The organism is Alteromonas sp. M12, from assembly GCF_037478005.1.
Classification (GTDB): domain Bacteria; phylum Pseudomonadota; class Gammaproteobacteria; order Enterobacterales; family Alteromonadaceae; genus Aliiglaciecola; species Aliiglaciecola lipolytica_A.
Genome location: NZ_CP144164.1, coordinates 4169978 through 4195149 on the forward strand (window position 1 = coordinate 4169978; position 25172 = coordinate 4195149).

The 25172-nt window shown below is 40.5% G+C and carries 25 protein-coding genes; 15 read left to right on the forward strand and 10 right to left on the reverse strand.

Annotated elements, in window-relative coordinates; translation table 11 throughout:
- Positions 1 to 88 precede the first annotated feature (88 nt).
- A complete protein-coding gene (locus tag VUI23_RS17870) occupies positions 89 to 658 on the forward strand; it encodes a pyridoxamine 5'-phosphate oxidase family protein (protein ID WP_342805249.1) in 570 nt (189 codons plus the stop codon).
- A gap of 19 nt (positions 659 to 677) precedes the next feature.
- On the opposite strand, the gene VUI23_RS17875 is transcribed toward VUI23_RS17870, so the two are convergent.
- A complete protein-coding gene (locus VUI23_RS17875; protein ID WP_342808315.1) occupies positions 678 to 1973 on the reverse strand; it encodes a ribonuclease J in 1296 nt (431 codons plus the stop codon).
- A 356-nt stretch (positions 1974 to 2329) separates the two neighbouring features.
- Here VUI23_RS17875 and VUI23_RS17880 point away from each other — a divergent pair, with 356 nt between their 5' ends.
- The 4 genes from VUI23_RS17880 to VUI23_RS17895 all read left to right on the forward strand — a co-directional run bounded on the left by VUI23_RS17880 (position 2330) and on the right by VUI23_RS17895 (position 6034).
- Positions 2330 to 2887, forward strand: coding sequence for an HNH endonuclease (locus VUI23_RS17880; RefSeq protein ID WP_216048922.1), 558 nt, complete (start codon positions 2330 to 2332; stop codon positions 2885 to 2887).
- 100 nt (positions 2888 to 2987) lie between these two features.
- Complete coding sequence (locus tag VUI23_RS17885) at positions 2988 to 3890, forward strand: acyltransferase (protein WP_342808316.1); 903 nt, start codon at positions 2988 to 2990, stop codon at positions 3888 to 3890.
- A gap of 6 nt (positions 3891 to 3896) precedes the next feature.
- Positions 3897 to 4793, forward strand: a complete 897-nt coding sequence (locus VUI23_RS17890) for an acyltransferase (protein ID WP_216048923.1) — start codon at positions 3897 to 3899, stop codon at positions 4791 to 4793.
- On the forward strand, positions 4793 to 6034 hold the full coding sequence (locus VUI23_RS17895; RefSeq protein WP_342805251.1) for a mechanosensitive ion channel domain-containing protein: 1242 nt from the start codon (positions 4793 to 4795) through the stop codon (positions 6032 to 6034). The genes VUI23_RS17890 and VUI23_RS17895 overlap by 1 nt, the downstream gene beginning before the upstream one ends.
- Before the next feature lie 109 nt (positions 6035 to 6143).
- On the opposite strand, the gene VUI23_RS17900 is transcribed toward VUI23_RS17895, so the two are convergent.
- On the reverse strand, positions 6144 to 6326 hold the full coding sequence (locus VUI23_RS17900) for a hypothetical protein (protein ID WP_216048925.1): 183 nt from the start codon (positions 6324 to 6326) through the stop codon (positions 6144 to 6146).
- 331 nt (positions 6327 to 6657) lie between these two features.
- Between VUI23_RS17900 and VUI23_RS17905 the strand changes: the two genes are divergently transcribed.
- Together VUI23_RS17905 and VUI23_RS17910 are read left to right on the forward strand one after the other, a co-directional pair.
- On the forward strand, positions 6658 to 7437 hold the full coding sequence (locus tag VUI23_RS17905; RefSeq protein WP_342805253.1) for a DUF2884 family protein: 780 nt from the start codon (positions 6658 to 6660) through the stop codon (positions 7435 to 7437).
- A 17-nt stretch (positions 7438 to 7454) separates the two neighbouring features.
- On the forward strand, positions 7455 to 8267 hold the full coding sequence (locus VUI23_RS17910) for an SDR family oxidoreductase (RefSeq protein WP_342805255.1): 813 nt from the start codon (positions 7455 to 7457) through the stop codon (positions 8265 to 8267).
- An 86-nt stretch (positions 8268 to 8353) separates the two neighbouring features.
- On the opposite strand, the gene VUI23_RS17915 is transcribed toward VUI23_RS17910, so the two are convergent.
- Together VUI23_RS17915 and VUI23_RS17920 are read right to left on the reverse strand one after the other, a co-directional pair.
- Entirely contained in the window at positions 8354 to 9775 is a 1422-nt protein-coding gene (locus VUI23_RS17915) for a sodium-dependent transporter (RefSeq protein WP_216048928.1), read from the reverse strand.
- A 194-nt stretch (positions 9776 to 9969) separates the two neighbouring features.
- A complete protein-coding gene (locus VUI23_RS17920; protein ID WP_303499188.1) occupies positions 9970 to 10704 on the reverse strand; it encodes an SDR family NAD(P)-dependent oxidoreductase in 735 nt (244 codons plus the stop codon).
- A 216-nt stretch (positions 10705 to 10920) separates the two neighbouring features.
- Here VUI23_RS17920 and msrA point away from each other — a divergent pair, with 216 nt between their 5' ends.
- Positions 10921 to 11457, forward strand: a complete 537-nt coding sequence (gene msrA, locus VUI23_RS17925) for a peptide-methionine (S)-S-oxide reductase MsrA (RefSeq protein ID WP_216048930.1) — start codon at positions 10921 to 10923, stop codon at positions 11455 to 11457.
- Positions 11458 to 11539: 82 nt separating this feature from the next.
- Here msrA and VUI23_RS17930 read toward each other — a convergent pair whose 3' ends face one another.
- Complete coding sequence (locus VUI23_RS17930) at positions 11540 to 12652, reverse strand: hypothetical protein (protein ID WP_252729249.1); 1113 nt, start codon at positions 12650 to 12652, stop codon at positions 11540 to 11542.
- Positions 12653 to 12787: 135 nt separating this feature from the next.
- Here VUI23_RS17930 and VUI23_RS17935 point away from each other — a divergent pair, with 135 nt between their 5' ends.
- From VUI23_RS17935 to VUI23_RS17950, 4 genes are all read left to right on the forward strand, one after another.
- Complete coding sequence (locus VUI23_RS17935) at positions 12788 to 14704, forward strand: alkaline phosphatase D family protein (RefSeq protein WP_342805257.1); 1917 nt, start codon at positions 12788 to 12790, stop codon at positions 14702 to 14704.
- 177 nt (positions 14705 to 14881) lie between these two features.
- The gene (fldB, locus tag VUI23_RS17940; RefSeq protein ID WP_216048932.1) at positions 14882 to 15424 is read left to right on the forward strand and encodes a flavodoxin FldB; all 543 of its coding nucleotides are present in this window, start codon (positions 14882 to 14884) and stop codon (positions 15422 to 15424) included.
- Positions 15425 to 15431: 7 nt separating this feature from the next.
- Positions 15432 to 16214, forward strand: coding sequence for a CLCA_X family protein (locus VUI23_RS17945; RefSeq protein ID WP_216048933.1), 783 nt, complete (start codon positions 15432 to 15434; stop codon positions 16212 to 16214).
- A gap of 129 nt (positions 16215 to 16343) precedes the next feature.
- Positions 16344 to 16754 carry a biopolymer transporter ExbD gene (locus tag VUI23_RS17950; protein ID WP_216048934.1) on the forward strand — a complete coding sequence of 137 codons (411 nt, stop codon included), beginning with the start codon at positions 16344 to 16346 and terminating at the stop codon, positions 16752 to 16754.
- Between the two features lie 106 nt (positions 16755 to 16860).
- On the opposite strand, the gene VUI23_RS17955 is transcribed toward VUI23_RS17950, so the two are convergent.
- The 3 genes from VUI23_RS17955 to VUI23_RS17965 form a co-directional block, all read right to left on the reverse strand.
- A complete protein-coding gene (locus tag VUI23_RS17955; RefSeq protein WP_303499185.1) occupies positions 16861 to 17238 on the reverse strand; it encodes a hypothetical protein in 378 nt (125 codons plus the stop codon).
- 112 nt (positions 17239 to 17350) lie between these two features.
- Positions 17351 to 18094, reverse strand: coding sequence for a methyltransferase (locus VUI23_RS17960; RefSeq protein WP_342805259.1), 744 nt, complete (start codon positions 18092 to 18094; stop codon positions 17351 to 17353).
- 83 nt (positions 18095 to 18177) lie between these two features.
- A complete protein-coding gene (locus VUI23_RS17965; RefSeq protein ID WP_216048937.1) occupies positions 18178 to 18549 on the reverse strand; it encodes a PH domain-containing protein in 372 nt (123 codons plus the stop codon).
- A 187-nt stretch (positions 18550 to 18736) separates the two neighbouring features.
- On the opposite strand from VUI23_RS17965, the gene VUI23_RS17970 reads away from it, so the two are divergent.
- Together VUI23_RS17970 and VUI23_RS17975 are read left to right on the forward strand one after the other, a co-directional pair.
- A complete protein-coding gene (locus VUI23_RS17970; RefSeq protein WP_216048938.1) occupies positions 18737 to 19720 on the forward strand; it encodes a serine/threonine dehydratase in 984 nt (327 codons plus the stop codon).
- Between the two features lie 14 nt (positions 19721 to 19734).
- Positions 19735 to 21387, forward strand: coding sequence for an amidohydrolase (locus VUI23_RS17975; protein WP_216048939.1), 1653 nt, complete (start codon positions 19735 to 19737; stop codon positions 21385 to 21387).
- A gap of 545 nt (positions 21388 to 21932) precedes the next feature.
- Here VUI23_RS17975 and VUI23_RS17980 read toward each other — a convergent pair.
- Both VUI23_RS17980 and VUI23_RS17985 read right to left on the reverse strand, forming a co-directional pair.
- A complete protein-coding gene (locus tag VUI23_RS17980) occupies positions 21933 to 22418 on the reverse strand; it encodes a GNAT family N-acetyltransferase (RefSeq protein WP_216048940.1) in 486 nt (161 codons plus the stop codon).
- The gene (locus tag VUI23_RS17985) at positions 22394 to 23251 is read right to left on the reverse strand and encodes an MBL fold metallo-hydrolase (RefSeq protein WP_342805261.1); all 858 of its coding nucleotides are present in this window, start codon (positions 23249 to 23251) and stop codon (positions 22394 to 22396) included. The genes VUI23_RS17980 and VUI23_RS17985 overlap by 25 nt, the downstream gene beginning before the upstream one ends.
- A gap of 165 nt (positions 23252 to 23416) precedes the next feature.
- On the opposite strand from VUI23_RS17985, the gene VUI23_RS17990 reads away from it, so the two are divergent.
- Positions 23417 to 25147, forward strand: a complete 1731-nt coding sequence (locus VUI23_RS17990) for a Na+/H+ antiporter NhaC family protein (protein ID WP_303499180.1) — start codon at positions 23417 to 23419, stop codon at positions 25145 to 25147.
- Positions 25148 to 25172: the final 25 nt, after the last annotated feature.

Sequence of the window (25172 nt, forward strand, 5' to 3'; positions counted from 1 at the left end):
GACATTAACCAGAATATATTTAGGCAAATGCTGGTAGGCCAAATTACGGAAGTTGATTGAAAAAATGAATGAAAATATGGACTCGATAATGTGGTTTAAAAAACTACAGACTTCAATAGTTGATAGCCAAACTAGACCTGAATCAAAATATATCCAACTAGCGACTACTAATAATCAAAACCAGCCAGAAGTCAGAACCGTCGTTTTTCGTGGTTTTTTGAATACTACTACGTCTTTGCTTATCCACACCGATATACGAAGCAATAAAATCAATCAAATTCAGACCCATAACCAAGCTCAAATATGTTGGTATTTTAGTCAATCCAGAGAGCAGTACCGCTTAACCGGCAATATCCAGATTATAGATTTCCAAAATGAGCAACATCAGTCGCTGCGTTTACAACATTGGCAAAACCTGTCTTCTAGCGCGCAACAGTCGTATTCTTGGGAAACCCCCGGCGAAATTTTAGGTCTTGATGACATCCACCAAGCTCAAGTAAGTGATAACGTTAACCAAGACGAAGTAAGTGTAAACTTTGCCTTGCTATTATTTTCGGTCTCCGAAGTTGATCATCTTCAGCTCAAACTCACCCCACATAAGCGAAATCGCTACATTTATAGCAATCATGCATGGCAAACACTAAAGATAAACCCATAGAACTCGAAGCATGTTGTATTTAATTGTTATCCAGCGCAATACGCCCTGTTTTTACCGCTTGGCGCTTTACTCCTAATTGTGGAGCCAGCAAAAATATATCCCCATTATTGCCGGTTAACGTGCGTAAAACATTTGACTGCTTAGCTAAATAAGCGTTTCTTTGCATATGCATTTGTTCACCGTGAGTCGGCACTGCAACTTGTGGACGCACCCAGTTGTACATTAATTTCAACTCTTCTTCACAAGGGTGACCCGAAGCATGAATAGCAAACTCACAGTCTTCAGACAAAACAGTGTTTATGTTACGCGCTTTGAACGCCTTGATCAGATTCTCAACGGCTTTTTCATTTCCAGGAATGACAATAGAACTGAATATGACCAAGTCCCCCTCATCAAGTGACAAGTCACGGTAATGATCTTGCGCCAGTTTAGACATGGCAGCCCTTGGTTCACCTTGACTACCTGTAGCGACAGCCAATACTTCGTTAGCCGGCAAGTAGCCACTGTGATAAGAGTCAATTATGCTTAAATCTTCAGGCCAATGCCCTGTTGCCTTGGCGGCCCCTACGGTATTTTGCAATGAGCGGCCAAGCAACGCTAGATATCGTCCTGTTTGTTTGGCGATTTTCGCTAGGGTAATCAATCGCGCAATATTACTACTGAAACAGCCCACGACTACACGGCCAGGTGCTTCATCCACTAGCTGCTTCAATCCTCGATAACAAGCCCCTTCGGATATAGAATATCCACTTTTTGTGGCATTGGTTGAATCACAAATCATGGCTAAAATATTCTGCTTTCTCAGTGACTTAAACGGTTGTTCATTAAATGCTTTACCGGTAACCGGATGACTATCAATTTTCCAATCCGCAGTATGGAAAATATTCCCCGCTTCAGTCCGTATAATTAACGCATGGGGTTCTGGAATAGAGTGTGTAATTGGCATCCATTGCACATTGAAAACGCCAATATCAACAATTTGCTCAGATACCACTTCAATAATTGGCATATTTTGATTAGCGCTATTTCGCAATTTCCGACGAAGTATTTCAGCGGTATAAGGCGTTGTATAAACGGGACACTTAAAGCGATGCCAAAGATGCGGTAAGGCACCAATATGATCCTCATGGGCGTGAGTGATAACTATGCCAACCAAATTTTCTTTTTGACGAGTTATAAATGAGGGATCGGCACAGACCACATCATGTTTTGGTCCAACTGCAAATCCTTCTTTATAGGTTAATGGTTCATCGAAAGTGAGGCCACAATCTACCATTAACCACTGATTGTTATGTCCAAAAAGATTCATGTTCATACCGATTTCGCCTGTACCACCTAACGGCAAGAACCACAGATCATTTTGTCCTGGAATATAAGATTGAATAAATAGCATCCTTTTATAGATTCAACTGCAAGTCATTATTATGCACTAGCTTCACAAAAAGATTATGTTTAAACGCAAATAAATATTTGAATCGAAAGAAAATTGTATTGTTAGATTTTTTGCACTAAATCTGTCACAGTAGCTGTATATTATTTATACCGATTTGGAACCATAATTATAATTACAGGCTCAAATTCCTGACAAAGTGGTTTGTAGACAATACAAGTAATCATCAATCGACCATTTTTCAGGGAGCTTGAAACAACTACAGCGAGTTGGGGAAATTTATGTTGGTATTGCGATTGAACAAATCTGGTATGCCGCAAGCGTGGATAACACCTGAAGAAGCGGCCAAGTATTATGCCCAAGATCGGGTTTTATTCGAGCTGGGTGAAAGCAAAAAAGTCATGCTTGGTGGCTGGAATAATCAAGGAATTCAGAGTCGACTTCAGCTTTCTTCAATTATTGGTTGCGAAGGAAAAGTGACGAACTTGGACGGCAAAATATCCCTGTGTAATCGTTATCTATTCCGTCGAGACAACTTTCTTTGCATGTATTGCGGACAAAAATTTAAATCATCCCAACTCACTCGCGATCATATTATCCCTCGCTCTCGCGGCGGAAAAGATGTGTGGACCAACTCAGCAACTTCCTGCACACGCTGTAACTGCCACAAGGCAGCGCGTACTCCTGAAGAAGCTCAAATGTCGTTAATTGCAGTGCCCTTCACACCCAATTTGTATGAGCGATTTTACCTGATGAATCGACGTATTTTGGCTGACCAAATGGCTTTTTTGGGGAATCACTTTTCACGAAATAGAAGTTGGCTGGATCAAATTTTGTAATCGTCTACCGAATCACAATAATTGTTTGCAACAAAGCCCACAATTTAGTTTACAATATCGCCCATTAATTCTGAGAAATGGGGTCTATTCTAGCGTGTCTATCCGCAATATTGTTGGTCATTTTATTGGTACCATATCTGTCATTATTTATTTTTTTAATACTGTCTTTTGGGTCATCCCCATTGTGATCCTTTCATTTTTAAAGTTGATCCCAATTAAATCTTGGCAAAAGTTGGTTAGTTATCCGTTAGATGGTTGTGCAACTGCTTGGATTGGCGTGAATAACTTAAATCAACGAATCACTTCCAATACCCAGTGGGATGTAGAAGGCGTTGAAACACTTACACTTAATGACTGGTATTTAGTGACGTCTAATCATCAGTCATGGGTCGACATTCTTGTTTTACAACGTATTTTTAATCGCAAAATTCCCTTTCTTAAATTCTTTCTAAAAAAGGAATTAATCTGGGTACCATTTTTAGGTATCGCTTGGTGGGCGTTAGATTTTCCTTTTATGAGTCGTCATTCGAAGTCTTTTCTAGCCAAAAACCCACATTTGAAGGGTAAAGATATGGAAAGTACCCGCAAAGCATGTGAAAAGTTCAGCACTAAACCAGTCAGTATTATGAACTTCGTAGAAGGCACGCGGTTAACAGAGGAAAAGTTGAAGCGAATCAACGGTCCCTATAAACACCTTTTAAAACCTAAAGCTGGCGGGATGGCGTTTGTGCTTAGTGCCATGGGCAATCAATTGCACAAGTTTTTGGACGTAACAATATATTATCCAGAAGGTATACCGTCTTTTTGGGACTTTGTGTGTGGTAGGGTCAAAAAAATACAAGTAAAAGTGAGAATTTTGTCCGTCGAAGACATTCTTAATAGTGATGCCTTTGGCATGGATTATTTTGACAACCCCGAACAACGCGCTCGATTCCAACGTTGGTTAAATCAATTGTGGTCTGAAAAAGATCACGCTCTCACGACTATGTCATCGAGTAAATAGAGTGTTATGTTAAGTTTTATCCCTGCTTTTTTGATGTTCCCAATTCATTTTGCATTACAAATACTTAATCTTGGTTTTTGGGCAGCGTTGATTATTATTTTGGGGGTAATTAAGTTTATACTCCCATTTAAATGGGTAGCATCACTGCTCAGCCCAATGATGCATTTTATGATGTTTGCGTTTGGGGTGGTTAGTGTCAAACTCATACGACTGACCAACAACGTCCAATGGGACTGTTCTGTAGAAGGGGAGTTGAGCAAAGACAGCTGGTATTTGATGATGCCAAATCACTTAAGCTATTTAGATATCATTTTATTGATTGAGTTTGCCGCATCGCGGATCCCCGCCCCCAAATTTTTCCTCAAGAAAGAACTCATATGGTTGCCCTTTGTTGGTTTAGGAGCCTGGGCCCTTGGCATGCCTTTTATGCAGCGCTATAGCAGAGAGTTCGTGGAGAAGAATCCCCACTTAAAAGGCAAAGACATTGAAACCACCCGTAGATACTGTAAGAAGTTTCAAAGCACACCAACTACGGTAATCAACTTTGTTGAAGGATCAAGATTCACACCAGAAAAGCAGCGGGCTAAATCCAGCCAGTACCAACATTTACTTCCCCCTAAAGCCGGAGGTGTAGCTTTTACATTAGCGGCTATGGGCGACCAATTTACTAATATCTTGAATGTCACCATTTTGTATCCTGAAAACAACCAACATCCAATGATGGATATGCTGTGCGGCAATCTTACCCGCATAGTTGTGCACATTGATGTACTCCCCGTGGCGGATGATGTTATTGGAGACTATTTCAACGATGCGGAGTTTAAAGGACGGTTCCAGATTTGGCTAAATGATTTGTGGGCCAGTAAAGATAAATTCATATCACAATTAGGTAGCTCGAAATAATGCTTCAACAAGAAAAAGTCAAAGAATGGTTGCTGACGAATTTAAGTACGATTGATGTAGACATCACTGAGCATAGCTGGTTGTATCAAACCTCCGCTATTTTACTATCTTTAGGTCTGGCCACTATCGCTTTCATGTTAACCCGTTTGTTGATGCGCGGGCGTATTTCGAGAATCGTTTCATTAAGCCGAAATAATTGGGATGATGAGCTCCATAAACATGGGTTTTTCCAGCGTATAGGCCACATAGTTCCTGCTTTGGTTATATTTTTATTAACCCCTGTTTTGCTTGACGTATCCAATATTCTTTACGCGTTTATTCAAAAAACCATGTTGATTTATATAGCTGTCTCAGTTGTATGGTCTAGTAGTGCGCTATTTAACACAATTGAAGACGTGTATAACGCGTCAGATTTGGCCAAACGAGCGCCGATAACCGGCTTTATTCAAGTGGCTAAACTGGTCGTCGTGATCCTTGCTGTACTGCTTATTATTTCTAATTTACTCAATAAATCTCCCCTACTGTTACTTTCAGGTCTTGGTGCTGTTACAGCCATATTATTATTGTTATTCAGAGACACTATTCTCGGTTTTGTGGCGGGAATTCAAATTGCTGCGAACCGAATGGTGAATACGGGCGACTGGATTGAACTGCAAAAATACGGTGCTGACGGTGAAGTATTAGAAGTTGGATTAACCACAGTTAAAGTACAGAACTGGGACAAAACCATCTCAACAATACCCACTTATACGTTAATCAGTGATTCAGTGAAAAACTGGCGCGGCATGTCTGAGTCGGGCGGGAGGCGAATAAAACGCGCGATAAAAATAGATATCAGTAGTATTAAGTTCTGTGATGCTGAAACGCTTAGCGAGTACAAAAAAATCCGATATATCAGTGACTATATTGAATCTAAAATCCAGTTGCTGCGCGATTATCACGATCAACAACATATTGACGAGCAAGATTTATTAAACAGTCGCCGTTTAACCAACATAGGTACTTACAGAGCCTACGTTAATGCGTATTTGCACCATCATATGCAACTCAATAAAGATATGACCATGATGGTTCGTCAATTGCCACCAACTGAAACCGGACTACCTTTGGAAATATATTGCTTTTGTGCAGATAAAAATTGGGTAAATTATGAAGGGGTGCAGGCAGATATTTTTGATCACTGTTTAGCTATGTTACCTGTTTTTAATCTGAGAGCTTATCAAAGAGTTAGCGACAAATAATCAATACAGGGATTGCGCCCTAGTCTTGCAAACAATAACGCTGACTGTTTGCATCCATTTAGAGGAAAACTTTAGTCAGCGTTAATATCATTGATTAAAAAGCTTAGATTTAGCTCCAGGCTAGGGCTACGGACAACAACAAAGTCGCAACCAATCCCGTCACACCGAAGAATCCATACTCAACTTTCTCACGCATTCCACCAGCAGGTGAAGGTAGAAAACCCATAATCAAACAGGTTGCGCCCAAAACAAACACAAGAACTGTTATTCCAAATAAAATGGCATCAACCATGCTATCTCCAAGTTAATTAACGTTAAACTCCGTACATTATGCACCAAAACGTCTAATTGGGGGAGTGATCTATATCAAACAGTTAAAATTTTCTTCAATATATAATAGCCAAAAGAATATAGTTAAATTGACTAACTTTTAGTATTTCTTCCTATTCATCGTAGGTCATATTACCAACTTCACAATTCTAAAATAAGTTAACCAATTGATTATATTGAACTAATTAAAACTGGCCAGAGTGTTGCTACCTTATTAATAAATTCAATCAACACAGTCAGTGGTCGCTACCGGTCATTGTGCTAATTAGTTAATTTATGTAGAGGAAAAAATTATGAAACAATCAGTGATCGCCGCAAGTATATTGTTGCTCTCTGGCACCGCGGCCGCAAATGAGTGTGACGTTAGCATGGATGGTCAAGTTTCCTTAATAAACAACGTATTGACCATAACGACTGAAGCCAATGATGTAATTAAAATTGATGCTGGCGAAGCGTTATTTGTAAACGGCCAGCGCATGGATGTAAACAGGGACCAAGAAAGGTGGGTATCTGAATACTACAATGGTATCTACGATGCAGTCCCAGTAGCGGCTGAACTTGCCCTAGATGGTGTAGCAATAGCCAATGTTGCAGTGTCTGAAGTTTTGGGTAATTTGCTGGGAACGGACAGCAACGCAGTGGATAAGATCCAAGAAAAATTAGATCAAATTAAGGAAAAAATTGAATTCAACTTTTACGCTGATGATGGCAGCATTCATATAGATTCTGCTAACTTTTCAGATGGCGATTTTTTAGGTGCGCAGTGGCAACAAGATTTTGAAGAAACAGTGGAAGAAGTGGTTACCGCATCCATTGGCCATTTAATGATTGCCCTTGGAACCGAACTTATATTTGGTGATGGTGATACAGATGCTTTCGATGAACGTTTGGATAACTTTGGCCAAAATATCGAACAAAAGATTGAAGCCAGAGCTGAAAAGTTAGAACAAAAAGCCGATGCTTTTTGCATGCGTTTAGCAAGCATTGATTATGCTGAAAATAAACTTCAAAACTCAATGCAAGAGTTGTCAGGATTAAATCTGATTACCGTGAAGTCAGATTATAAAATGTAAAAGGCAAAATAAATATCGTGAAAATAGCAATTATTGGGGCGGGTTGGTTAGGTTTACCACTTGCCCAAGCATTAACTCAAAGTGGCCACTCAATTGTGGCCACAAAACGTTCTGCCTCTGACGTCAAAAAGTTACAGGATATGGGTGTATCAGCGTTCCAATATGCTCTGGGCGATAACTTAAACAGCCCTGAACTAGGCAACTTGTTTGACGTGCAAACTCTTATCCTGAATATACCACCAGGTCGCAAATCGCCATCTTTGACTGAATACACTAATCAGATGCAAGCATTAGTCACAACAGCCAAACAAAAAGGTATACAAAAGGTTATTTTCATTTCAACTACTGCGGTCTATGGTAATCGCGATGGAATAATTTACGAATATTCACCAGTAGCTCCGCACACCAACAGTGGCAAAGCTCATGTCGATATTGAAAATTGGATTCGCGATCTATTCCAGCAAAACGCCTGTATTCTTCGATTAGCAGGTTTGGTCTCACAAGATAGACATCCTGCACGTAGTTTAAGCGGCAGGAAAAATATTGAAAATGGTCAGCAAGCTATCAACCTTGTACACCGGGAAGACGTGATTAGCGCCATTCAAAAGATAATTACAAACAATAAGTTTGGCCAGACTTATCACTTAAGTAGTGTTGAGCACCCAACCCGACAGCAATATTATACTGATGCCGCAACGTCTTTAGGCTTGCCGCCTCCTGAATTTACCCCTGTCACCTCTGCGCCCTCAGGCAAACGCATCAATTGTGACCTCACCATTAACGCACTTGAGCTAACCTTAGCCTACCCTAGTCCATACGATATGCTTTAGCGCCAACCTAAAACCTCAAATTCATATTTATCAGATGTAAAAAAGCCGGTCTGTTGACCGGCTTTAATTTGAAGTTAGTTACCTAACTATCCAATCAGCGCTTTTCCGAAATACTTCAGTGCGACAGTATTAATAAAGACTAAAAATAGGATTAGCGGGATAAAGGTTCCCACCGAAAAGTCGACGTATTTTTCAAAGAAACTGCCTTTGTAACTAGGAGCTCCTTGGTCTAACTCTGCATTAAAATTCTCTTTTTTCCAACGATAAATCACGAATAGACAGATTAGCAATCCATTTAATGGCAAAATTGTGTCATAAAAAACATCGACAATAATGTCGAACAAGGATTTATTCTGTCCTGCGTAACTCGTCAATGAGGTGACGGGATCCCAAATACCAAATGACAGAGTCGTCACCCCAGAGGTCACAACCAATAACAGCCCCATTACGCCCAACGCTTTTTTCCGGCCCACTTTTTTCGATTCCATAAAGGATGCCACTGGCACTTCGAAAATTGAAACCAAAGAGGTTATGGCGGCAAAGAATACCAGTAAGAAGAACAAACCGGCGACAACACTTGCTCCAACGTAGCCAATGGAAGCCTGTAAAGCTAGAAATATCTTAGGCAAAAAGGTAAAAATCATTCCTACAGAAGAGTCACTCAACTCTGCTGTATTGGTATTAGGGTTAAACGAAAATACCGCCGGAAGAATTAAAAGGCCTGCAATGAAGGCCACCCCTGTATCCGCTAAAGCAACGAATTTGGCCGAACCTGGTACATCACTTTTGCTATCTAAATACGAACCATAGGTGATCATAATCCCCATCCCCAAAGATAAGGAAAAGAACGCTTGAGATAATGCGGCGCTGACCACAGATGCATCAATTTTACTGAAATCGGGGACCAAATAATATTCCACCCCAGCAAAGGCATTGTCTAGGGTAAGTACAAAAATAACCAGACCGATTAGCATGACAAACAAGGCGGGCATCATCACTTTTGCGGCTTTTTCGATTCCCTGTTTTACCCCTCCTTGCAAAATTAAGTACACCACAGCTAACACACCAACCATGTATATAAATAACTGCGAAGACTTTACGAAATCAGTAAATGTTGAAGGATCGGCTAATTTATCTAAATTACCCATCGCGATTTGAAACAGGTAACCAAAGATCCACACGGTAATGACCAGATAAAATACCGCGATCATAAAAGGCGTAATAATTGACAACCATCCCGCTATCCGCCAATGCAATTGATTTTGGCTAAGTTTGACATAAGCATTGAGGGGATCCATTCGACTTCGCCGTCCAATAGACATCTCTGCCAACATCACGGGTAAACAAATTAACATCACAAAAACGGCATAAATGAGCAAGAATGCTCCGCCACCATTTTTGGTGGCAGCAACTGGAAATCCCACCATGTTGCCAATACCCACAGCGGACCCTGCCGCAGCCAAAACAAACCCGAGACGAGAACCAAACTGTTCGCGATCTGCTGCCATAATATTTTCCTTTTTTGTTGGTTGATTACCCCTTACTGTAGACTACAGCGCAGTTTAATCACCCTTATTGTTTTTAGGTTAGAATGACGATGTTAACAGGCTAATTTTAAAATGTCTTTTACTTAAAAATATAGGTTTGCCAAAAATTAAAACACAGCAGATATGCAGCGTAATATTGATAAAACACCCACATTTCACCATGGAATCGGTTGATTATCCCAATCAATAAAATGCGGAGCTTGGTTGAAGTCTAATGTTTGCAGGTGTGATAGTAGTCTTTGCACAGTAAAATCCACACTAAATAACTTTTCCTTTGGCACATTGGATTGAAAAGGTTTAGACAACCCCGTATCTACTGTACCTGGGTGATAACAGATAAGTTCTACGTTTTTAAATCGACGTTTGTATTCCACCTGACTAGTTTTCACGAGCATGTTTAACGCGGCTTTACTGGCTCGGTAACCGTACCAACCTCCCAGTTTATTATCTTCTATACTGGCTACTCGAGCCGATAAAAAAACCACTTGAGAATGAACCGATTTAGAAAAAAGCATAGGCAGGTGTTTTAACCACATCATAGGCGCCAGAGTATTTACTTTAAAGTAGTATTCCAATTGTCTAGCTGTAACATCCTCTAGCCTTTTTTCTGGCCTCACCGCCCCTGTTATGTCGTCGGCATGAAGAACGCCGATACAACAAATAACCAGGCTAAATTGACCGTATGCTTGCAACTCTTTACAAAGGTTCTCTACTTGCACTTCATCTACACTGTCTAGTTGATGAGTGCAGAGTTTTGGATGTTCGATTTTATCGGGTCTTCTAGATACAGCATGGACAACATCAAAGTGACTGTTATGACACAATCGACGAACAAGCTCGGCACCAATACCTGATGAACTGCCAATAATTAGCGCATTTGTTTTTTGCATAACTGAATTTTACCTCTGTATTTAGAGCGCAATAGCTTGCCCCTTTCCGCTAACTCAATTATTCCCATGCACATCACTAAGCAAAATAAGAGAGGGTTAAGCGGGCAATGATAATCTTAGTACGCAAAACTATCTGTTGTGGATGCCTTGAACTAAACTAAATTCGTTACCATGTTAAGTGCAACAATTCGCGAAAACTTATTTTCTGAGGAAAAAATGGCAAATATTCAACAAGCAACCCTAGCAGGCGGCTGTTTCTGGTGTATTGAATCAGCATTCAACTCTGTTGATGGCATCCAATCAGCTTATTCAGGTTATGCTGCAGGTCACATTGATAATCCAACTTATGAGCAAGTTTGCAGTGGCTCAACGGGCCATGCTGAAGTGGTGAGAGTCAATTTTGATGCGGATAAAATTTCGTTTCGAGATGTATTGGAAATATTCTTTTCTTTGCACAACCCCACCCAATTAAATAGACAAGGCAATGATGTAGGCAGCCAATATAGAAGTGCTATTTTTTATCATAATGATGAACAGAAGAAATTAGCCGAAGAGATTATCGCGGAAATTGAAGAGCAAAAGATCTGGCCAGACCCTGTCGTTACCGAAGTCACGGAAATCAACAATTATTACCAAGCCGAAGATTATCATCAGGATTATTTCACTAACAACCCACAGAACCAGTATTGCAATATGGTCGTGGCCCCTAAATTAGCGAAATTTAAAAAGAACTTTGCCAGTCGATTGAAATGACAACGTTTTAGCTATCAGGATATTCGAATAACAAACAGTGTAACCGATAAGTATTTAACTCGTCGGTTACGCTGGTTCTTATTTAGTTAAACCAATTAGGATCGATAGGCATAGAAAATAACAGCGGCGCCATTTGTTCGTATTTAGTTCGATTCGTTTCACAAACAACGTTTTCTTTGTAATATTTTTTCCACGGGTCGTTGATCATCCAAATTTTATCTCCCACTACAGCCAACCCCTCTAAAGAAGCGTTATTCATTAACTCCCATTGACCACAATTAGGATCATTAGAATTAGTAGGTGCGTAATAGTGAACTGGGATAATTTTGGTTTCGTGTTGTTTTTTTAAATCAACCAACCAAATATTGTTATCATTTCTAGCGGCAGCAACTAAATAGCCAGGGTGATTAGTTCTAGGCAAATAGTCCATGGCATTAATCGGATGATTACCGGATTCAAACTTTGGTAATCTGAGCTCCAAATCAGTTACTTGAACAAAGTCATCAGATGCCCAAAAAGAATCTTCGACTTTGACTGAGAAGATTCGAGCGTTTACTTGTTTGTCCTTCTCCAAGCCCAAATAAAGAGTGCCATCGGGTCCAAAAGTCATCGCTTCGATACCGTCATTGGGGAAATTGCCAATGTTTAATGATGCTTCAAACTGTAATGGCCTTACATGCGTGATCAACAATGAATTGTCGTCTTGTAGCTCAAGTCGCACTAACAATGTTGGATAGTCAGTTGAACCGCTGTTTCGATATTTTTCAAAACAACTTTCTGACATGCTTTCACCACGAGTCGCATCTTCGGTGACAACCACAAACACTTTATCATTGCGCGGATCAACGGCAAGTGCCTCTAGATCAGGCGCATCATTTAAATATGCGGCAAAACAACTCTGCTGAACAGCTTCCGACATAACAAATAACAGTGATTCTTCTAAAACCAGTGCATTTTTAGGCTCGATAACATGTAGCTGCTTACGCTGAGAAATATCCGCACTTCCATCAGAGACAGAAAGTAATTTCCCACGCCAACTTTTAAGTCCGGAAGTTTGTGGATCAAGCATCACATCGCCAGTAGATTCAGTTAACCACTGACCTTGCAAAGGAATACTTTGTGATTTCTGCTCTTTCTCTTCCGCGCACCCCGCCAGTCCAACAACAACTAAAAAAATTAGACTCAGTTTCTTCATTATTCCTTTCCTCATCCTTCGGCAGGTTTTATAAGTTGTTAATTTATTAATAGCAAGTAAATCAGAAAACTATTTGCTTGTTCGCTTAAAACTAATGCAAACTGAATAGAAATTTCGACTATTTTTAATATTGCTTTGGTAAAATCAAGACTTTCTCAACATCCTCCCAAAGAATTGCCCCCGATTATTGCGGGACCTATTCTTCGTGCAATTGATGAAACTAGTATTACATTGTGGATGCTAGTTAGTCACAAATACGAATTCGATGCTAAAGTCTGGACCAAAGAGTCTGATATCTTATATCACCAGAATATTGACGAACACTCAAATATCGTCAGAGTAGGCAAAAATGCGTTCATTTACGTCACTACCTTAGCACTTTCTGAATCGTTAACGGAAGCGACCCGCTATTTTTACGACATTACCCTTACCGATAACCAAGGCATTCGTAAAACCTTGCAAGAATTGATGCCTGACATAGTGTATAACCAGCAAAGCTCTCCGAGTTTCTTTTTTAATAGGCAAATCAATAACGTCTTACATGGCTCCTGCCGTAAACCTCATCACAATAGTAAGGATGGGATGCTATCTATTGATCAGGCTTTGGAACAGTCATTTGCAGATGAAGCCTCAGCACCCGATTTACTCATATTATCTGGCGATCAGGCTTATATTGATGATGTGGCAGGCCCGACTTTATTCGCTATTAACCAAGTTATTGAGTATTTAGGTTTATTCCAAGAAGAACTGTCAGGGGCGACAATAGATAGTAGTAAGCAATTACCAACTGATGAAAATTGTTATTACCAACGCCCTACTTTGTTACCTGACAATGATACAACTGAAAACGTAATGTCTTACTTTTTCAAGGGTAAAAAGAAACCGATATTTACTTCGGTAAATGCAAATAACCATTTGATAAGCTTCGCAGAAGTAATAGGTATGTACGCGCTAATATGGTCTCCTGAAATGTGGCGTTTTAGCAAACTTGAAGCAGACAATATCGCCCCTCAATATCAAGCTACCTACGCAGAAGAATTGCATTGGGTAGAAGAATTTAAACAGGGGTTACCTAAAGTGCGCCGAGCAATGGCGCATATTCCTGTGTATATGATATTCGACGACCATGACATTACCGACGATTGGAACTTAACCCGAGGTTGGGAGGAAGCGGTTTATAATAATGCGTTTGCTAAACGCATTGTTGGTAATGCCTTAATTGGATATTGGCTGTGCCAAGGTTGGGGCAATGATGTAACAAAACTTTCTCCGCTCACAGAAAAATTACTGCCTTTTTTCAGCGATAGTGGTATCGAACAACATGATCAGGTTATTGATATTTTGCTGCACTGGGACCAATGGCATTATACCTTGAACACTCACCCGAAAATTGTTGTGTTAGACACGCGGACTCAGCGTTGGCGCTCGGAATCAAGTTTAAGTAAACCTTCAGGATTGATGGACTGGGAAGCGTTATGCGACTTACAACAAGAGTTGATCGATCAACCCGCTGTTATTATGGTTTCCGCAGCACCGATATTCGGTGTTAAACTGATTGAGACCATTCAGCGCATTTTTACCTTTTTTGGTCGAGCATTAATGGTTGATGCGGAAAACTGGATGGCGCACAAAGGCACTGCGAGTGTGATTCTTAATATTTTTCGGCATTACAAAACGCCCCCCAATTTTGTGATCTTATCTGGTGACGTACATTATTCCTTTGTCTACGACATAACCCTAAAATTCAGGCGCAACAGTCCCCACATCACTCAGATAACCAGTAGCGGTATTAAAAACGAGTTTCCAGAAAAATTAATAAGTTGGTTGGATAGACTGAATCAGATTTTATTCGGTCCAAAGTCACCGTTGAACTGGTTCACGCAACGTCGCAACATGACTATTCGCCATCGCCGCCCTAGCAACCAACAAATAAGAACGCTTCTAAACGGAGCGGGAATAGGCCAATTGAAAGTAAACGACGATTGCACCGAAGTAGAAGCCTCTGTTCTATTAGCAAATGGTGAGCAAGTCACTTTTATCAAAAAAGATTGACGCCACATCATCGACTCTGCAGTAGTTAAAACGGCTGCTAACAGATAAAAATAAAAAATCGTTGGATATTGATAGCGCATACAGAGACAATAATGGTTGAGTAATCGTTAATACCTATTTCGTTTAGGAGCGTTTCTAAATAACGCATCCCTTATCGGAATTAGTATGAGGAAAAAAATGTCAGAAAACGCCCTAAACATTGGTTTATTTTTCGGTTCTACCACCTGTTATACAGAAATGGCCGCAGAAAAAATCCAATCAGAAATCAACGAACTTTTCGATGCCCCTGTTGTTCAACTATTTAATATAAAAGACGTAGCATTGAGCAAAGCACAATCATTCGACATATTGTTGTTCGGCATTTCCACATGGGATTTTGGTGAATTGCAGGAAGATTGGGAGTCGACTTGGGATGATATTAAAAGCCTGAACTTAAAAGGAAAAACCGTTGCCTTGTTCGGATTAGGAGACCAAATTGGTTATGCCGACTGGTTTCAGGATGCGCTAGGAATGTTACACGACGAGTTAGCAGTGCTTGAGTGTGAATTTATAGGCTATTGGCCCAATCAAGGATATGAGTTTAATCATTCCAAAGGACTGACTGCAGATAAAAGTCATTTTGTTGGATTATCATTAGATGATGAAAACCAATACGACTTAAGCGAACAACGTATCAGTCAATGGTGTGAACAACTGCTGACTGAAATTCCACTAAGCTAGCCATCTAATGTCGGATATTATCCCTAGAATTCAGCGACCTTTTTATCGAAACGGTGCAGAGCATCGGGCGGGAGCGGACGTAAGTTTTGGAGATATTCGTAAAATTTTCGGTTTCAAGACGATTCAAATCGGAAAATGGGTAACCCAATCTGAGCAACAGTTAGCGGCTAACCTATTTTTCGATGCGCTGTGTGACTTAATGGACATCTTGCAAGTCAATGAGCAAGTCATTTCCCTCAATGGTACTTTGTCACTGGCTTTTGGGATTGGCGGACAAAAGCACAGTAGCGCACATTATCATGCACCTAAGAGACAACTATCCTTAGCTAAAAATGCAGGTGGCGGCGCCCTAGCCCATGAGTGGTTCCATGGTTTCGATCATTACATTAGCGCTAAAATGTATTCCACAAACCTACCCCATGCATTTGCCTCTAGTCTTTGGTTAGAAGATGCCATAATGCATTCACATCCTTTAAACCAAACCCTCTCGAATTGGTTTCAAACCTTATTTTTAGACAGTAATGGAATCGAGCCCAGCGAATATGTCACACGCTGCGTACAAGCAGATAAAAGCATGCAACTGTATTATTTCGCTCAACCACAAGAGATGGCTGCAAGGGCGTTTGAAGCAGCTATTCAGGATCAAAGCGTTAAAAATGCATTCCTAGTGCAAGGCACAAAACAAACTGTAGAAGCACAAGTAGGAATATATCCGATTGAAAAACATAGGTTAGAAAGTAACGCTAGTGTACTGAAATATTTTAGAATTTTGGGGAAAGCGCTCAATTAACGGGCAATTTTAAACTCAAATTAAAATTAATTGCTAAAATCTAGCAACAAATTTCATTTAACGCATTTACTCTGACACCAAAGTGATTCTATACTAGGACATTAACGATTAGTAACTGTGGTTGAATTTATGAGAAAGAAAAAGCACGGCTCCGCTGATGACGAAGCTCAAATTGATATGACCCCCATGCTAGACATCGTTTTTATTATGTTGATTTTCTTCATTGTAACGACGTCTTTTGTGAAAGAAGCTGGCTTGATGGCTAATCGTCCAAAGGCTCCAGATGCGCCGCCGCCGCCAAGTAATGCAAAAACATTGGCGATACGAATTGATCAGCAAGGTACCATTGTAATGGATAACCGTGAAGTTGATATCCGTCGTGTTGTGGCAAACATCCAAAGCTTTTTAGCAGAGAATAATACTGATTCTGCAGCGATCCAGGCTCATTCAAAAACCAAGCACGGTATCGTGGTTGAAGTAATGAACCAAGCCAAAGAAGCAGGAATAGACAAAGTGTCAATTCTTGTTAAAGACAGCTGATAAGATTCAAGTTGATTTTAAAAGCCCTTCAATTGAAGGGCTTTTTTTTGGCTGCTACTTTGTTATGACTCAAACTTGAGAATTATTCAGGTGATAGTTAATTTAACTAAACAAAATCTTTAATAATACGTTTGACCGAACGATGGTTTCTGGCTACACAGACATCATCAGCCACATGATCGGCAGGATAACCATACAACCCAAACCTATCTCCCTTGCTGTGAGTGATGATAACAACATGCTCAGGTGGCTTATCAATATTGCCTCGAAATGGATCAATTACTGGCACCTCATAGCGCCCAAGTTTGATTAGTGCCACACGTCGCCCATTACGATACATAAATCTGTCGAAAACGGGGTTATTTAAGATACTGTAAACTGCAAATTTGGGAATTTGAAACGGAATACCTTGCCATACAATTTCAACAATTTGCAGCTTATCGGCTAAGTTAGAGATTGAATCCGGTAGTTCAATATCACGCATACATCACCACTTTATCTAAACCATCTAAATTAAATATAGCAACAAATATGCTAAGAGAAAATTGTTTGTATAAAAAACCTTCAGCAAAGCAACTTAAAGTAACCATGCCGATTCAAAAATTAATATAGTAGTCCCGACAAAGATCTAGGTATTCATCGGAATAAGCGCCTTGTTGGTTATGTATACTGAATTCCTTTGTAATTAGCTCTGTTTGACTAAATCCAAACCTTAGTAATTGACGTATTGCCGGCTTAGAAGGATTTGATTTCACCACTGTTAGCATTTGACAGTAAAGGCCTTGCTGCTTAGCAAGAGTAAAGATATCGCCACTTTGCAACGGTAATATGCAGTAAAAGTGCCCATGCGGTGTTAATAAATTAGATACTGAGTGGAATAATTCGGCGAGGCTTAAGCGCGTATCGTGTCTAGCTTGCCTTCTTGATTCAGTCATGAAATTAGCGTCTGTGACTTCTAGCTCTCCCATTTTTCCTTCAAAGTATGGCGGATTGCTCACAATTAAGTCGTATTGAGATGACCTAGGTAATTGCTGCAAAGCTGTATGTTGGAAAGACAGTTTTGTTGTCCACGGACAGTTGTTCGCATTTTTTCGAGCCTGTAAAACCGCTTTCTCATCAACATCTATGCCCAATATGTGACTTTGCTCGGCAGCTCGTTGCGCCAACATAATCGCAATTAAGCCACTGCCGGTTCCAATATCTAAAATAGAAGAGTAATTGCCTTTCGCCACCCAGCTTCCTAACAATATCCCATCAGTTCCCACTTTCATGGCACAATCTTTATGTTCAATATCGAATTGTTTAAATCGAAATCCGTTAAATTTAGTTTTGGGGATCATTTGGGAGGATCACTTACTTGCACGCTGCTATTCATAAAGTAGACGAGGTGGAAAATCATTCCCACCTAATTTGGCTATATCGCTTAAAACATATAATCGGCAAGGGTACGTTGAATGCCAACTACCACATTTTTATTTAATTCTTTTTCAATTGGCTCATCAATTCCAGATATCCAAATTTTGAACTCAGCATCTAAATCGAAATGTCCTGCGGTTTCCAGTTTAAATTGGGTAATTGCCCGATAAGGAATTGAGTGATAGTCGACTTTTCTTCCAGTTAAACCTTGTTTATCTATTAATATCAAACGCTTATTAGTAAAGACGTACATATCACGGATTTCTTTAAATACACGTTCTATGGTTTCACTTGCCCCTATGATAGGAGCTAACTCTTCACTAACGTCAGCCACATTAATTTCTGACGCATTCCCCATTATTTTGTCTAACAATCCCATTTTTGTCTCCTGATTCATGTTGCGGTATTAAGCATAGGGGATTGGTTGCAAAACACAATACACCTATACCCATTGTGTCGAGTTTATGCTTCACTAGGAAATCAAAAATAAACGTCAGACGAAGTAAGCCGCTTACTATACATAAAATCTGTAGATAACGACTTAATATGCGAAAAAAGGAGTCTAGATGACAAGCTATTCTGACATTGTTCAAGCCCGCAAACGGATTGCTTCAATGATACATCAAACCCCAATAATTGAATCTTCGTTATTGAATGAATGGTTGGGCAGCCGAATCTTATTTAAAGCAGAATGTTTACAACGAACCGGCGCATTCAAAGTGCGCGGTGCTATTAATACCTTGGCCAAACTAGCCGAACAGAATGCTTTACCAGAACGTGTGGTTGCCAATAGTTCAGGCAATCATGCCCAAGCAGTTGCATACGCAGCCAGCCTATATGGTATTCCAGCGAAAATATTTAGTACCGAAAATGTATCGGCAGTAAAAGCACAAGCTACTCGGTATTATGGTGCTGAACTAGCGCTATACCCAACTCGACTAGAAGCAGACGATGCAGTAAAACAGGCATCCATAGAACCAGGAACCTTGTGGATACCTCCATTTAATCACCCCGACATTATCGCTGGACAGGGCACCTTGGTAGTGGATGCACTCGAACAAACAGGTGATGTAGACGCGATATTTGCGCCCTGTGGTGGCGGTGGACTATTATCAGGCACATTAATTGCGGCTCGAGCCCTTTGTCCATCGGCAAAAATATTGGGGGCAGAACCACTGGTAGCCAACGATGCCGCAGAGTCTTTACGTCAGAATAAAATAATAACGCTGAACAAACCACCGCAAACCATGGCCGATGGGGCTGCGACGCCATCAATAGGTGAGCATACTTTTGCGGTACTAAAAATGCTAGATGGTATAGTGGAAGTATCCGAACCTGATATCGCTTACTGGACTCAGTGGTTGCAACATTTACTCAAGCTGCATATGGAGCCCACCAGCGCTATGTCGATGCAGGCCGTCATTGAGTGGTTAAAACATCAACCGAAAGGTCAAACAATATTAGTGCTGTTATCGGGCGGAAATATTGATCATAAAAAAATGCAACAAATTTGGTCCGTCGATTACCTAGGTCATTTACCTAGCTTATAAAAATAAGAGGATTTATGAAAAATTTACTTGTACTGCTTGTCTGTTTCCTTAGCTTTTTTACACATGCTAAACCAACAATGGTAGGCAATGTTAAAGGATATACCCTCAATAATGATGGAGCGATGATCCAGTTTTCTCATATAGTCTTTGAAAACGGCAAAGTGATTTCCATCGGCGATCAAACCTTAATGAATCAATATCCAGATAGTGTATTTATTGATGGCCGCCAAAAAACCCTTTTACCGGGCTTAATTGATGCGCACGGGCATTTATTATACCTTGGCTACTCATTGCTAGAAGTTGACTTACGCGATGTGCAATCTGCACAACTGTCAGCCTCTAAGGTAGGCGAATATGCAGCAGCAAACTCACATTTAGAGTGGATAATAGGCGGCGGATGGAATCAAGTATTGTGGCCAGACAAACAATTTCCCAAAGCACAACTGCTTGACGAATATGTGAATGAAACCCCTGTTATTTTAAGTCGAGTGGATGGTCATGCCGTTTGGGTTAACAGTAAAGCAATGCAAATCGCGGGCATAGACAAAGACACTTTGGATCCGCCAGGTGGCAAGATCATTCGAGATGAACAAGGAAATCCATCAGGTGTATTAATAGATACGGCGATGGATTTACTATCGGAACATCTACCAGAAGAAAGTAACGACAGCATTGAAGCTAGCTTAGAAGCCGCTTCACAGCACTTACTTTCAGTGGGTATAACCAATGTGCATGACGCTGGAATAAGCAAATCAGAATATGATTTTTTTAAACAAAAAGCCTTAGCAGAAAGTTTAGCTGTGCGTATTTATGCAATGTTCTGGTTTGAAGATCCCAGTTTACAGGAAGTACTCGAGGCGGGTTATTTTAATGATCCCGACGATTTTTTATCGATTAGAAGTGTCAAAGCCATGGCCGATGGAGCCCTAGGTAGTCGTGGAGCAGCTTTGTTCGAAGACTATTCAGATGCAGCTGACAACAAGGGGCTGATGGTCATGCAGGAAGCACAATTTAAACCCCTTTTTGATTTGGTACTCAAGCACAAATTTCAACTCAATGTGCACGCTATTGGTGATCTCGCTAATCACTTAGCCTTAAATCAATTTGAAGCCTCATTCAAAACCGTTGGCGGTAAAGAGCTGCGCAATAGAGTGGAACATGCTCAAGTTATCAGCTTGAATGATATCCCACGCTTTAAACAACTAGACATCATTCCCTCCATGCAACCTACCCATGCCACCAGCGATATGAACATGGCTGAAGACCGTTTAGGAAAAGATCGTCTACGTGGTGCATACGCTTGGAAACGCTTCATTGATCAGGGCTCACCATTGCCGCTAGGTTCAGATTTTCCAGTTGAATTAGCTAATCCATTTTATGGCATTCACGCAGCTGTCACCCGTCAAGACAGAAACAACCAACCTGTCGAAGGCTGGATCCCCAGTCAAGCGTTAAGTCTCCAACAAGCTTTTAAAGGCTTTACCATAGATGCAGCCTATGCCGCTCATCAAGAAAAAGTGTTAGGTGGATTAACTAAAGGTAAATGGGCTGACTTCATTTTGATAGATCAGGATATCTTCGAAATTGATAAGAAAGAACTTTGGAAAACTAACGTAGTGGAAACTTGGGTTGCTGGTAAACGCGTATATGAGAATAGTAAAGAATAATAGAAGGAAAAAACCCGCACAAACCACAGGACACGAAAATTTGTGCGGGTAGTATTGCCTTCCTGCCTCAAACAACTTAGCTAGCGTTTGAAGTATTTCAACATTGTTTATTATTTTTATTATCAATGGTTACACACATAACTTTTCTATCGTAGATGCGTAATCAAAGCTTACTTAGCAGCTTCAGTGCCAACTTTTTTATCTATAAAAATCAACAACTTAATGTTTTCACATTAGTGTCTTTTGACGCACATCATACCAGTTTGGTGCATTAGCACTTTATTAGGGCGTACCGTTCAAACGAGTGTCTATTTTATGCGCATATATTTTCACTTTTTCGCCCTCATATAATTGTTCATTATTTGTACATACGCTTGATTGCTATGGGAAATTTTATACTCAGAGTTGACTGCGAGGGTAAAATTAAATAGTTACTTTAGATTTGAAAACGAATGTTTTGCATGGCGGCGTTGATTGATTTTGTCTTCAACCCCCAAACTTGCGTTGTTTTAACCTGATTAGTGCTGATTATTTCAATCTGTTATTTAGTCTTTAATTAAATAGTCACACTTAGCCATCTCAGGTGTTATAGATTCCGGATAATTTACTCGCCGGAAACCCAAAGATTGATACAGCTTCTTAGCGACTTTATTATGAGGCCATACAAATAACGAAAAGCCCTTAGTTACTAGGTATTCGGGGGCTTGAGTCAGTAGTTGCTTAACGAGTTGCTTACCAACACCACAGCCTCTGTTCTGAGGATTGACAACCAAACGGGCTAAGTGACACCTTCCAAGTCGTTCATAACACTGCCCAAAAGCGAGCATGTTGTTTTTGGTATCTATTAGCTTATAACTCCTTCCCTGCGCTAATTTAGTTTCTACAATTAGACTGCGGGAGCTAATGGGGAAGGAGATGTTAGGTCCCCCCCAATCACGAATTTCATCAAAACTGACAAACCACCCACAAAGGCTGGCTATATCCTGTTCGGAGGCCTCGACTAAAATTAACGGTAAAGTGTTCTTATCCATTTTTCTTCATTGATAAAAGCCCAGCTCCATTCTTTCCATTTATCATCTAATCCCGCGTCTATAATATCTTCAACTGGCAATCCATTTATCTTCAACTGTTTAACTTGCGAAGATGTTTGTTTAATCATTTCAACAAATGCCTGTAATTGCGCCTTGTCGCCTAAAGGTCCATGACCTGGAATAATTTTAGTATCATCATCAATCATACTAATCAGTTTTTCTACCCCGGCAATGTAACCTTTTACTGAGCCCCCACTATCAATATCGATATAGGGAAAAAGCCCATTGAAAAATAAATCACCAGTATGCAAAACATTGGCTTTTTCAAACATAACGACACTGTCTCCATCGGTATGAGCGTTGGATAAATGCATTACTTTTAGTGTGTCACCATTAAAGTGAAAGGTAACACCTTGAGAATAAGTTACGACAGGCAATTCCGAGTGTTTATGCTCCTCTTTGTTTAGCAGTCGGACACGGACATTATCGTGGGCGAAAATAGTGGCATCTTTGACTTCTTTCATATACGCATTTGAGCCAGTATGATCACCGTGATAGTGGGTATTAATCACGTACCTTAACTTGTCTTTCAGAATTGAATCTAAAGCAGCAGAGATTTTTTCTGCCATAGGTTCATATTGGTCATCAATAATCAGAAGCCCATCTTCACCGGCTGATACCCCAATATTTCCGCCCATACCCGTTAGCATATAGACTGAATCCCCCAAATTTTCAGACTTCATAGTAACGTCATCAGGATTATTTTGAGCATAGCCAGACGTAGTTAAAAATCCAGTTAACAGAAACATCAATAAAACAACTTGTTTACGCATTTTCCTATCCTATGTGTTTAATCAGTTATGAATATAAAGAGCTCAACTAATCGTTAGCATTTAACGACAATAGTGCCTAAATAGCTTAGAAGTTTAGCCTCCTTGGATGCTAGACTATTACTTTCTCAATTTGCTAAAGACATAATTACTTAGAGTGGCGCTAGAATGAATAAATTGCAAAATAAGTTGACCTTTTTATGTATTATTTTAGGTTTAATAGGCGCTTTGTATGTCAATTTATATGTTTCAGCAACTTGGGTCGAATCAAGGATACAATACCAAACCTACTTAACAGAACAAGGTGAATGGGCATACGTAAAGCAAGGTAATGAACAAATTATTAGCGACGTTACTCCTTACGAACTATCGCCACTGGCCCAGCATAAACTCAATTTACTGACCTCAGAACCAGAAATAAAAGAACAGTGGGTTGTCATCTCAGACGTCGGTCAAAACCCTATTTTACTTCGCGCAGATTATCACTTTAAAGTATGGTCGCTGTTACCAGCATTCATCGCGATCGCCCTATGCTTAATCAGCCGAGAACCTCTGCTTGCCTTGTTTAGCGGGATCGTTGTGGGCGCTTTTATGTTAGGCAAGTTTGATATCAGCCAAGAAGTTTTAATACCTAATATGGCCACCACTGACGCAGCCTCAATTTTAATATTGTATTTGTGGTTGCTGGGCGGGCTGATGGGAATTTGGTCTAAAACAGGCGCGGCACAAGCGTTTGCGGAAATGATGAGTGAACGCTTTGTCACCGGTCCTCGTTCAGCAAAGCTAGTAACTTGGATGTTAGGGGTGTTGTTTTTCCAAGGTGGCACCATGAGTACTGTATTAGTTGGTACCACTGTCAAGCCCATGGCTGACAAAGCGAATGTGAGCCATGAAGAACTGAGTTATGTGGTTGACTCCACCGCTTCGCCTATTGCAGCAGTGATCGCATTTAACGCCTGGCCTGCATATATTCAGGCATTTATATTTGTTCCAGGGGTGGCATTCTTAGCCACTGAAGCCGACCGAATAGCTTTCTTTTTTTCCAGTATTCCATTTAGTTTTTACGGCATTTTTGCAGTAATTGGTACTCTCCTTCTTAGCTTAGAATTCACCGTTTTTTCCGGCGCACCAATTCGCAAAGCCATTTCTAGGGCCAGACTGACCGGCCAGTTAGATGCTCCAGACGCGGCCCCTATTAGCGCAAAAGAACTGCAAGAGACGAGCGTGCCTGAAGGGTATAACCCTCATTGGATCGAGTTTGTTTTTCCTTTAGTCAGTCTAATTGGGATTGCTGTGGTAACCTTTATATTCACCGGTACCCCACAAATTCACTGGGCTTTTGGCGGTGCGTTACTCATCGCTGTGCTCTTCGCGCTGGGTAAAGGTATGCAAATTCGCGAAATGCTCAATGGGCTTGGTATAGGCTGGAAAGGAGTCGTTGTTGCATCCGTCATTTTAATGTTAGCTATCACCATCGGCACTATCAGCAAACAACTTGGCGGCGGAATTTATTTAGTAGATCTACTAGGCGAAGAGCTACCGTTTTGGATTTTACCGGTGGTTTTACAACTACTCACCATGATCATCGCGTTTTCCACAGGTACAAGCTGGGGAACATTTGCCATTGCATTCCCATTAGCGATGCCCCTGGTGTGGGACATTTCTCAAAACGAAATGTTAGCTAATCCAGAAGTATTTATGATGATTTGTTTTGCTGCTGTTTTAAATGGCAGCGTGTATGGCGACCAATGCTCACCGATATCGGATACCACCATTTTAAGTTCCATGACAACTGGCTGCGATTTAATGGATCATGTGAAAACACAACTTGTTCCTGCTACATTTGCCGCTTCGATTGCCGCGGTTTTATGGACGTTATGCGCGCTGTTTATGAGTTAATCTTAAGCTGAAATAACGTTCTCTG